The sequence below is a fragment of the Streptomyces sp. NPDC054841 genome, from assembly GCF_053611045.1.
This window is the reverse complement of record NZ_JBSGZO010000304.1, coordinates 1-10,673: the sequence shown is the minus strand read 5'-3', so window position 1 is coordinate 10,673 and position 10,673 is coordinate 1. Positions and strand designations below refer to the sequence as shown.

Below are 10,673 nucleotides of genomic sequence, written 5' to 3'. Positions count from 1 at the left end.
GCCGTAGGGGGTCAGACCAGGCCGGCCTTCTCCAGCGCGGTGCAGCAGGTGTCGACGATCAGCCGGGTCACGACGTACGGGTCGACGTTCGCGTTCGGACGGCGGTCCTCGATGTAGCCCTTGCCGTCCTGCTCGACCTGCCACGGGATACGGACCGAGGCGCCGCGGTCGGAAACGCCGAAGCTGTACTCGTCCCACGGGGCGGTCTCGTGCAGACCGGTCAGGCGCTCGTCGATTCCCGCGCCGTAGTTCTTGACGTGGTCGAGCGGCTTGCTGCCCTCGCCGAGCGACACACAGGCGGTGATGATCGCGTCGTACCGCTCGCGCATCGCCTTCGTGGAGAAGTTGGTGTGCGCGCCGGCGCCGTTCCAGTCGCCCTTCGCCGGCTTCGGGTCGAGGGTGACCGAGACGCCGTACTCCTCGGCAGTGCGGTGGAGCAGCCAGCGGGCGATCCACAGCTGGTCGGCGACGTCCAGCGGGGACAGCGGGCCGACCTGGAACTCCCACTGACCGGGCATGACCTCGGCGTTGATGCCGGAGATGCCCAGACCCGCGGCCAGGCAGCGGGCGAGGTGCTTCTCGACGATCTCGCGGCCGAAGATCTCGTCCGCGCCAACACCGCAGTAGTAGCCGCCCTGCGCGGCCGGGAAGCCGCTCTCGGGGAAGCCCAGCGGGCGGGTGCCGTCGAAGAAGGTGTACTCCTGCTCGATGCCGAAGATCGGAGCCTGGGCCGCGAAGCGATCCGCGACGGGAACCAGCTCGGCGCGGGTGTTGGAGACGTGCGGGGTGCCGTCGGTGTTCAGCACCTCGCAGAGCACCAGCAGGTTTTCGCCGCCGCGGATCGGGTCCGGGCAGGAGAACATCGGCTCGAGCACCCGGTCAGAGGCGTGGCCCTCGGCCTGGTTGGTGCTGGAACCGTCGAAGCCCCAGGTGGTCGGCTCGGCACCGTCGGTGAGGACCTTCGTCTTCGAACGCAGCTTGGCGGTCGGCGCGGTGCCGTCGATCCAGATGTACTCGGCGAGGTAGCTCATGGCTCTTCTCTCTTGTAGGTGCCGGGAACGAGGAGATCCCGTCCCGGTGGTCGGTGGGTGATGGCCGGCTCGGGTCGCCGCCGGTACCGTGCGGTGCGGCAGGTTCTCGGAGCGCGGGGGTCCGTGGGTGGAGTGCCGTCTCAGGACCCGGCCGGGGTCCGTCCGTCCGCATTGCGGCACGAGGAGACGCCACGAGGGTCGGCGACCCGTTTCAGAGCCTCGACGACAGCGGTGTGGCCGCCCTGCTCCGCGTCGGAGAGCGGGGTCCCGCCCCACCGGTCGACCGCTCCGACGTCGGCGCCCTGCTCCAGCAGATGGGTGACGACCGCGAGGCGCCCCTCGGACGCCGCCAGGTGAAGCGCCGTACGTCCGTCGTAGTCGCAGGAGGAAGGGTCGACTCCGGACGCCAGACAGGTGCGTACTCCGTCGAGGTCGCCCTGGCTCGCCGACCAGAGGAGCCGGATCGTCCCTTCGATCGCGGTCTGGTTCTTCTTCAGCCTCGGGTCGCGCTTCCCCCCTCGGTCGCACCCCACGAGCGAGTCGTACATGTGGAAGTTGTATTTCTCGACCAGTTGCTTGCAGAACTCGATGCCGCGCACGGAGTTCCCCAGCGCATCCAGGCGCGGCGACCAGATGGCGATCCCCATGACCTGGGGGACGACCAGCATGAGGGCTCCCGAGACCCCGCTCTTCGCCGGCAGGCCAATGCTGAAGGCGAACTCGCCGGAGTAGTCGTACATCCCGCAGGAGGACATGAGGGAGAGACACTTCTGCACGGAGTCCGTGGAGAAGACGCGGTCGCCCGACAGCGGCACGACCCCGCCGTTCGCGAGCGTGGAGGCCACCGAAGCAAGGGCTCCGGTGTCGAGCTCGACGGCGCAGCACTGGAAGTAGAACTCCAGCGTCTCGATCAGGTCGGTGTCGGTCGGGAAGGCTCCGTGCTCGCGCATGAAGTAGCCGAGGGCGAAGTTGCGGTCGGCCGTCTGCCTCTCCGACAGGTAGACGGCGTTGTTGAAGCCGACGGGGCTGCCGCCCGAGAGCCTCCACCACGTGTCCGCGACGTGGTCGAAGCGATCCGCGATGTCGAGCGAGGGCTCGATCAGCGAACAGCTCATGATGGCACCAGAGTTGATCATCGGGTTGTGCGGCAGCCCGTCCCCGTTGACCGACAGTTCGTTGAAGCCGAGTCCGCTGGGTTCCCGCCCCACGTGCCGGTGGACCACATCGGCTCCGTGCTCCTCCAGCGTGAGGCAGTAGTTGATCGGCTTGCAGACCGACTGCACGCAGAAGCCCACACCGGCGTCGCCGATCGCGAAACGCTGGCCGTCCACCGTGCAGACCGCGATGGCGAACTGGTCGGGAGGTATCCGCTTCAGCTGGGGGATGTAGTCGGCGACGTGGCCGCCCTTCTCGGGCAGCAGACTCTCGTAGATCTCGGTGATGTCGGCAACGAAGGAAGGGAAGTCCGGCACGACGAGGTCGCCGGTGACGGCACGGGCCACCAACCGCCTGTTCCGTTGGCACAGCGCCGCGAACTGTGCGGGGTCCAGCCGTCCGGTGTCCGTGCCCGAGTCCCCCAACAAGGCCCAGACGTCCCTGATGCGCGGGTCATCGGCAGTGATGCCGGCCTGCTGGAGCCGGGCCACGACCTCGGCGCGGGATATGTGACCCTGGTCGTCCTTCTTGAACGAGTCGAACAGGTCCCGGACTCCCCCGAGATCGTCGGACGCGCTCTGCCCGCGAACAAATTCGTCAGCGGTGCGGCTCGCCTGTCTCCCTGTGCCCTCGCTTCCCGAATTCAGCATGGCGTCACCTGCTTTCGTCTGCATTCGCCGGTTGCTCTCCTGGACTGCCCGGGCGATGGGCCCTGACGACAGCGGTTGGCTGTGCGCGATGCGCACGAATTCCCTGGAACGGCGCCCCGCCGGGCGGCCGTGATGTCGCGGCAGTGAGGAGGTCACTCAACAGGGCGCCGCTGCGGAAGCCCTGTTGGTGCATCCGACTTCACCAACGCGAGGAGGTCCCGTGCAAGCCGTGAACCCCGATCCGGCCAAACCCTTGGGTGTCCCCGTCAGCACCCCCCGGTCCCCACTTCGGTGGCCCGGGGTCCTGTCACGGCACGAGGTCCTGACACGGCACGGGGCCCGACACGCCTGCCGGGCCCCATGGCACTGCTGCGACGCAGGGGTCAGTGCAGCATGTCGATGTACTCGCGGGGATCGTTGTACGCGTTCTCCAGCAGGGTGCTGACGCTGTGGTACCCGAGTGCGTACCGGCCGTTGTCCGGCTCCCAGCGGTTGTACTCGAGGATGGCCCGCCGCTTGGCCTCGAACTGCGATTCGGTCAGGTCGAGGACGAAGTCGGCGCTGCGGGCGCGCTGTAAGCGGAAGTACGCGTACGTCCAGTGGAATCGGAAGTCCGATATCCGGTCCCGAAGGGCCTCCGCGGCGTCACGGCAGGCCGAGTGGGTGGGGTTCGGGCCGGGTTCCGAGGGGACCTGGTCACGCCATCCGCTGACCAGCTTGTGCGAGGCTCCCGGGTAGCGGCCTTCGAAGTCGAGGATCACCTCTTTGAGGCGTTCCGTGAATCCGGAGCGGTTCGTGACGACGTGGTCGTCGTCCAGGTCCATGGTGTGCACTTCGTCCACGCCCAGCTGTTCGGCGGCTGCGTGGAACTCGGCGGTCCTCCCCGCGATCAGGTCGTCCATCGACAGCCCCGGTCTGTGGTCGGGCTGCCGGCAGTTCGAACCCAGCGGACACGGCCCGTTGAGGCCGTTCATGATGTCGAGAAGACCTTGGTTGATCCCGTTGGTGAGCAGCACCAGATGGACGGCCCGGCCCGCTTCCTTGTGTTCCCGGATCGCACCGGCCATGCCGATCGTCTCATCGTCCTGATGAGGGGAGTAGAAGATGGCGGGGGTGTCGGGACCACTCATGGCTGTTCCGTTTCGTCAGGGGACGGATGGGTGAGCGCGGGACACGGGCTTGGCCGCGCCTGATCACCGGACCAGGCTTCCGCGTCCCCGGACGGTCGGCCAGTCGGGCGGGACCGGCATGAAGTGGCCGGGTCACCGAAGCGATCGCGGACCGTTCACCGAAATTGCCCGGAACACGGTGGCGGCCGTGCCGGTCCTCCGGGCAACGCCGGCGTGGCGTTCGTAACCGGTCCGGCCCGCCCGTCACGCTCGTGCGCGGGCCGGAGTGGCTCAGTCGTCGTCCGTCCGCGACAGTGCTTCCGCGAGACCGGGGCGACCGTCGATGTCGAGCTTGCGGTAGGCGTTGGTGAGGTGCACCTCCACCGTGCGCAGACCGACGAACAGGTGCTGGGCGATATCCCGGTTGGTCATGCCCTGGGCGGCCAGGCCCGCCACGCGCCGTTCGGTGGGTGTCAGGGAGTCCACGCCCTGGAAGGCGCGGGTGCGCGGACGGTCGCCGAGCGCCCGCAGCTCGGCCATGGCCCCTTCGGCGACGACCGTCGCGCCGATCTGGTGCGCGACGCTGACAGCCTGCTGCAGGTGGATCCGTGCCGCCGGGAGATCCCCGGCCCTGCGCGCGTGGGCACCGCAGTCGGCCAATGCCTGCGCGTAGGAGTACCTCGCCGCCGTCCCCTCCAGGATCTCCACGGCGTCGCGCAGCATGGTGAACCCCTCGGTGCCGCCGGTGACGAGGCCCACGGCGCGCAGAGCCGGGCCCTCGAAGTCCGGGACACCCCAGAAACGGGCGAGGGCGAGATCTTCCCTCGCCAACGCCATGGCCGCGTCCCGCTCGCCGAGTGCCGCGTGCGCCAGGGCCGCCTCCGATCGCCAGGGCAGAACACCCGCGCCGGACAGTTGGCGTGCGCAGGTCCGGTGACCGCTCAACAGGAAGTCGGCCAGCCCGTCCCGCGTCCTGCCCTGGGCCATCCGCAGTCGTCCGCGTACCAGCAGCACGTAGTCGTTGATCCAGTGGCCGTTCAGGTCGCCGGTGAGCCCGCCCTCCTCGAGCAGCGCGGCCGCCTCGTCGATCTCTCCTTGTTTCGTCAGGGCGTCAATCAGTACGGCGAGGGCGTCGACGCTGTGCGTGCTGCGCGGATCGACACCGATATCGCCGAGTGTCTCCAGCGCGGCCTGGGCGTCGTCCCGGCATTCCTGCACCTGGCCCAGCCTGCAGCGCAGACCGGCACGGGCGCTGACGGCATACGCGTACCCCAGCGCCGATCCACGGGCGCGGGCCTCGTCCACGGCGGCGTCGGCGTAGGTGAGCGCCCCTTCGGCCTGGCCTGCGGCGCCGAGAGCGAGGACGGCGCCCAAGTACACCAGGGATTCGCCCTCGGTCGGGTTCAGGCCCTGGCTCAGCGCCTGCCGGGCGAAGAAGACGACTTCGCCGGGATCCTTGCCGTTCATGAGTGCCCGCAGACTGAGGAGTGCGGCAAGCGGTCGCTCCGCGGCACCGCCGTCCGCGTCGGAGATCCGGAGCTCCTGCAGCCGTTCCCTCGCGGCCGCGGACGAGGCGAGCAGGCTCACGCTGCCGTACAGGAAGTCGACCTCCAGGTGAAGGGCGTTCGTGCTGTCGACCGGCCGGAGGCTCGCGCTGGTGCGCTTGAGCACGGCCAGGCCCTCGGGGTAGCGGTCGAGTGCGAACAGCGCTCGTGCGAGCGTGCGCGCGGCAGCGGTCCGCTCGGTCGCGTCCCGCGACAGGTCCAGGCCCCGTCGGAGGTGGCGGACCGCGTCCGGGACGCTGGTGGCGAGTTCTGCCGTGCCGAGGCCGATCAGCACCGTCGCTCTCGACTCCTCGCTGAGGACTTCGCGCAGGGCGCGCCGGAGCAGAGTGATCGCTTCTGCGGGGAGAGGGCGTTCCATCGCCTGTGCCGCGGCTGTGTGCAGAACGTCGGCGGCACCGGGGAGTCCCAGCGGTGCCAGGAGGAGGTGGGCGGCGATCAACTCCACCGGGGCGTCCTGTGCCAGCAGCAGACGCGCCGCACGACCGTGCAACTCGGACCGCCGGCTGGGCAGCACCTCGCCGCCGAAGGCGACAGCGATGACGGGGCACGCGAAGGTCACGGCGTCCTCGGAAACCTTCACCAGCCCGGCTCGGACGAGTCCGTGCACGGCGTCCCGGGTGGCCTCCTCGGTCAACTCGGCCACGCCGGCGACGAGAACGATGTCGGCGGATCCGTCGAGCACCATCAGGGCCTCGGCCGTCGCGAGCGCGTGCGGACCGGAGTTCTTGATCAAGCCGTGAAGGGCCTGCCCGACTCCCACGGGGATGTACCGGGTGAGCTCTTCCACGGTGAGGGTGGCGGGAGTTGCTCCCGACGCCCTCATCGTCCGCATCAGGGCCTGCAGCAGAAACAGATTGCCGTCTGTCGCAGCGCGGCAGGCAGTGAGGAAGGAGGTCTCCACGGTCGTGCCCAGGACGTCCTGGGCAACGGCGGCGACGGCGTCGTCCCCAAGGGAGTCCAGGGTGAGTTGATGACGGAAAAGCCACAATACGGCATCCCGCACGCACTCGTTCTCGGATGCCTGCTCCGGCCCGAGCGAGGCGAGAACGACCAGGGGCAGGTCGTTGCCCGCGCGCCGCAGCAGGAAGTGCAGCCAGCGCAGTGAGTCCGCGTCCGCCCACTGCAGATCGTCGATGACGACGACCAGCCGGCCGTTCGTGGTGAGGTTCACCGCCAGCCAGTAGAGGCTGTTGAGGACTTCCTCGTCCTGTTGGCGGGCCGGGACGCCGCTGCGCCGGGGCTCCGGAGCTATGATCAGCTGTGCGGCGCCTGCGGCGTGCCCGGAGAGCGGCGAGTGAGGATCGCCGTCCGCGGTCCGGGCGAGGTGCTCGAACAGCTGGCGGACCACACCGAAGGCAAAGCCGCTTTCCATCATGTCGCCCGATGCCGACACGACGGTGTCACCCTCCCTGCGGATACCCTCCGCAGCCGCCCGCAACAGGGCGCTCTTTCCACTGCCGGCCTCGCCCCGGACGAGAACGGCGGTACTGCGTGAAGTCCCTTCGGAGACCAGTTGCTTGATGGTGTCGAGTTCGCGCTCCCTGCCGATCAGATCGGGGGCGACCCGACGTTTCGGCTGGTCAGCCGCAGAACTGTCCGTATTTCGAACAGCTCGCAAGGGGCGCGGCGGTCGTACGGTACTCTGCGCGGCGTCGCGTCCACCGACGCGGCGACCATCGGGGCCGCGCGGCACTGATGCGACGGGGACAACGGGGGCAACGGGTTTCGGGGCAATATGGGACAAGGTCACTCAGAGGTGTGAGAGCGGATGGTCGGCTCCGGCGCGCCACCACATACCGAAGCCGCCAGCAGCGACCACTCGGCGTCAGCCGGGTGGAGCGGCAGTACGAACGCATCGTGACCTGCGTCGATGGCGGCGCCGCAGAAGCGAGGCACCGAAAGCGGTGCGGCACTGGCGTCGGACAAGCATCCGACAAGCACCACATCGCGTAGATCGAATTCTGCGGAACAGGTGTCAAGAGCCCGTAACTTCCTGGTAAGTGACGATTTGTACATGACTCGTCACAAGCTGACGGCGGGGGCAAGAGCGGCAGTTACAGGAGTACAGAGAACGTGGATGGGCTGAGAATCGCGGTGCTGGGGCCGCTGCGGGCGTGGCGGGCCGATCGCGAACTGGACATAGGACCGGCGCAGCAGCGCGCGGTACTGGCGGCGCTGGCGCTGCGCGGAGGCCAGGTGGCCCAGGTGCAGGAACTGCTGGACGGCATCTGGGGATGGGATCCGCCGGCGAGCGCGGCGGTGGCCTTGCGCAATTACGTCTCCCGGCTGCGGACGGTGCTGGAGCCCGATCCACGTGCCCCGGCCACCCTGGTCTCGGTGGCCGGCGGCTACGCGCTGCGACTGGACGAGGGAGCCCTCGACGCCACGCTCTGCGAACGGCTGGCAGCCGACGCGGAGCACGCCATGGACGCGGGAGACGCGGAGCGGGCCACCGGACTGCTGGGCGAGGCACTCGGCCTCTGGGACGGGATACCGCTCACAGGCGTACCGGGGGACTATGCCGGGCGCCAGCGCGACCGGCTTGCCGAACGCCGGCTGGTCCTGCTCGAAAAGCGGCTGGGTCTGGAACTGGAACTGGGACGACACTCCCAGGCCGCAGCGGAGTTGTCCGCGCTGGCGGACGAGCATCCGCTGCGCGAAGGGCTCCGCGCACTGCAGATGCTCGCCCTGTACCGCTGCGGCCGGCAGGCCGACGCGCTCGCGGGGTACGGCCGAACGCGCCGCTTCCTGTCCGAGGAACTCGGCATAGAGCCGGGTCCTGATCTGGCTCGCCTGCACCAGCGCATTCTGCAGTCCGACCCGGGGCTGGCGGCGCCGGAAGCCGCCGCGTCGGCGACCGGCCCGGACGCCGTCGCCGAGGCCGCACAGGCACCCGCGCCGGTCTGGATACCCCCTGCTCAACTGCCGCCGGACGTACCGGACTTCACCGGCCGCCAGGAGACGGTGGTGAACCTTCGCCGCATCCTTTCCGGCGCCGATGGGCAGACCGCCGTGGCAGCGGCCGTGTGCGTCATCCACGGCATGGGCGGGGTCGGCAAGACCACCGTGGCCGTCCACGCCGCCCACGGAGCACGCGATCACTTTCCCGACGGTCAGCTGTACGTCGACCTCCGCGGCGCCAGCAGCGACCCGGCGGACCCCTACACGGTCCAGCAGTCGTTCCTGCTCGCCCTGGGCGTGTCCGCGAGCAACATCCCCGCTGATCACGCCGAACGCACGGCGCTGTACCGGACCCGGCTGGCCGGCTCGCGTCTCCTGCTGCTGCTCGATAACGCTGTCAACAGCGAACAGGTCAGGCCGCTGCTGCCCGGCACGGCCGGGTGCGCCGCCCTGGTCACCAGCCGTACCCCCCTGACCTGTCTCCCCGTCACCAGCCGTACCGGCCTGGAGCCGTTCACCGAGCAGGAGGCACTCGCCCTGCTCGAGCGGATCGCGGGCGAGGAACGCCTGCCCAAGGAACCCGAGGCGGCGCGCAGCCTGGTGCACGCCTGCGGGCTTCTCCCGCTCGGGGTACGCATCGCCGCATCGCGGCTGTCCGCGCGCCCGCGCTGGACGATCGCCTCGCTGACGGCCCGGCTGACCGACCGCTCGCGCAGGCTCAAGGAACTACGGGCCGGCGGCCTGGCCGTGGAAGCCGCCTTCGAGCTCGGCTACGCCTCCTTGGGAGCCACCAAGGCACGGGCCTTCCGGCTGCTGGCCATCCCGGAGATGCCGGAGGTCACACCGGGCGCCGCCGCGGCTCTCCTGGACATCAACGACAGCGCTGCCGAGAGCATCCTGGAGTCGCTGGCCAACGCCGGTCTTCTGGAATCCAGCGATCCCGGACGCTACCGCTACCACGACCTGCTGCGGCTGTTCGCCCGCCACCGGACCTTGAAGACCGACACGTCGGCCGAACGCAAGGCCGCCCTCAGCCGTCTGGCCCGCTACCACCTCGCCGGCATGTGTGCCGCGCTGCGCGCCGTCCGGCCGTACAGCCGGTCCACCGAGTTCCTGGACCCCCGCATCCCATGCGCGCCGCGCTTCACGGAGCGCGCCGAAGCACAGCGGTGGGTGATCGCCGAACAGCCCGCCATCATGGGCGTCGCCGCCCAGATAGCCCACCATCCGACGCGACCGATCTGCGCCGACGACGCACGCACGCTGGGGAGGACGTTCGCACTCCTCATGCCCTTCTCCGACCTCTACGTCGCCTGGGGTTCCCTGTTGCCGCTCGGCCACGTCCTGCTGGGTGAAGCGGAGGACGACGACGACTCCCTCGCGATCGTCCTCGCGTGCGCGTTGCTTGCCATGGCGTACGCCTATACCGGTCAGCACGAGCAGGCCCGAGGCTTCGCCCGTCGCGGGTATCTCACGACAGACCCCGACGACCGGGTGTTCAGGCACCGTCTGGCCTATGTCAGGGGGAAGGTGGCCGCCATGGATCCGAACTCCCTCGACGACGCCCTCACCTACTACGAGGAGGCCGTCCGTCACTGCCGGGTAGTGGGGGAGACCGGCTTCGAGGCGCAATGCGTGCTCGGGCTGGCAATGGCCCATATCGCCCGCAAAGAACCCGACCGGGCCCTGGGATACTGCCGTGAGGCCTTCGCCCTCAACCAGGCAGCACAATGTGGCGTCGGCAGCGTACTCGCACTGCGTCATCTCGGACAGGCCCTCCACGACCTCGGCCGGCACGACGAGGCCGTGGAGCAGTACACCGAGGCCCTGGCCGCCTGCGACGCCCATGACCTGCCGACCCAGCGCGCGCATACGCTGCTGGGCCTGGCCGTCGCCCACTTCGAGGCCGGTCGTCCCGCCCCGGCCCAAGCGGCGGCCACCGCGGCGCTTCCCATGCTCGCCGTGCTGGGCGACACCGTCGGCGGACGGCAGGCCGAGGAGCTCCTCAACCGCATCGGAGACCGTTGAGGACACCCGTCAGGTCTCTGTGACGGTGCACCGTGAGGAAAGCAGAAACGCACAGCTCAGCCGTACCTCTACCGACCCGCGGTAGAGGTACGGCCATCTCGGCAAGGCGTACCGCGAGCTCGGCCTCAGCGGCCGGGCCAAACCGGTGAAGGCGCGGCCACGTAGGCGGCACGCGACCACCGGCCCCGAGTGGGAACGCACAAAGGGATGCCGGGCAGTGGGGGGATTCACTGC

At 69.5% G+C, this 10,673-nt stretch carries 5 protein-coding genes; 1 reads left to right on the top strand and 4 read right to left on the bottom strand.

Annotation, left to right across the window (positions count from 1 at the left end; all coding sequences use genetic code 11):
• Positions 1–11 precede the first annotated feature (11 nt).
• The 4 genes from glnII to ACWGI8_RS30480 all read right to left on the bottom strand — a co-directional run bounded on the left by glnII (position 12) and on the right by ACWGI8_RS30480 (position 7,128).
• The gene (gene glnII / locus ACWGI8_RS30495) at positions 12–1,031 is read right to left on the bottom strand and encodes a glutamine synthetase (RefSeq protein WP_453665777.1); all 1,020 of its coding nucleotides are present in this window, start codon (positions 1,029–1,031) and stop codon (positions 12–14) included.
• A gap of 140 nt (positions 1,032–1,171) precedes the next feature.
• A complete protein-coding gene (gene glsA / locus ACWGI8_RS30490; RefSeq protein ID WP_453665776.1) occupies positions 1,172–2,836 on the bottom strand; it encodes a glutaminase A in 1,665 nt (554 codons plus the stop codon).
• A 383-nt stretch (positions 2,837–3,219) separates the two neighbouring features.
• Positions 3,220–3,966 carry a PIG-L deacetylase family protein gene (locus ACWGI8_RS30485; RefSeq protein ID WP_453665774.1) on the bottom strand — a complete coding sequence of 249 codons (747 nt, stop codon included), beginning with the start codon at positions 3,964–3,966 and terminating at the stop codon, positions 3,220–3,222.
• Positions 3,967–4,236: 270 nt separating this feature from the next.
• Complete coding sequence (locus tag ACWGI8_RS30480; protein WP_453665772.1) at positions 4,237–7,128, bottom strand: ATP-binding protein; 2,892 nt, start codon at positions 7,126–7,128, stop codon at positions 4,237–4,239.
• A gap of 455 nt (positions 7,129–7,583) precedes the next feature.
• Between ACWGI8_RS30480 and ACWGI8_RS30475 the strand changes: the two genes are divergently transcribed.
• Positions 7,584–10,439, top strand: a complete 2,856-nt coding sequence (locus ACWGI8_RS30475; RefSeq protein ID WP_453665770.1) for a BTAD domain-containing putative transcriptional regulator — start codon at positions 7,584–7,586, stop codon at positions 10,437–10,439.
• Positions 10,440–10,673 lie beyond the last annotated feature (234 nt).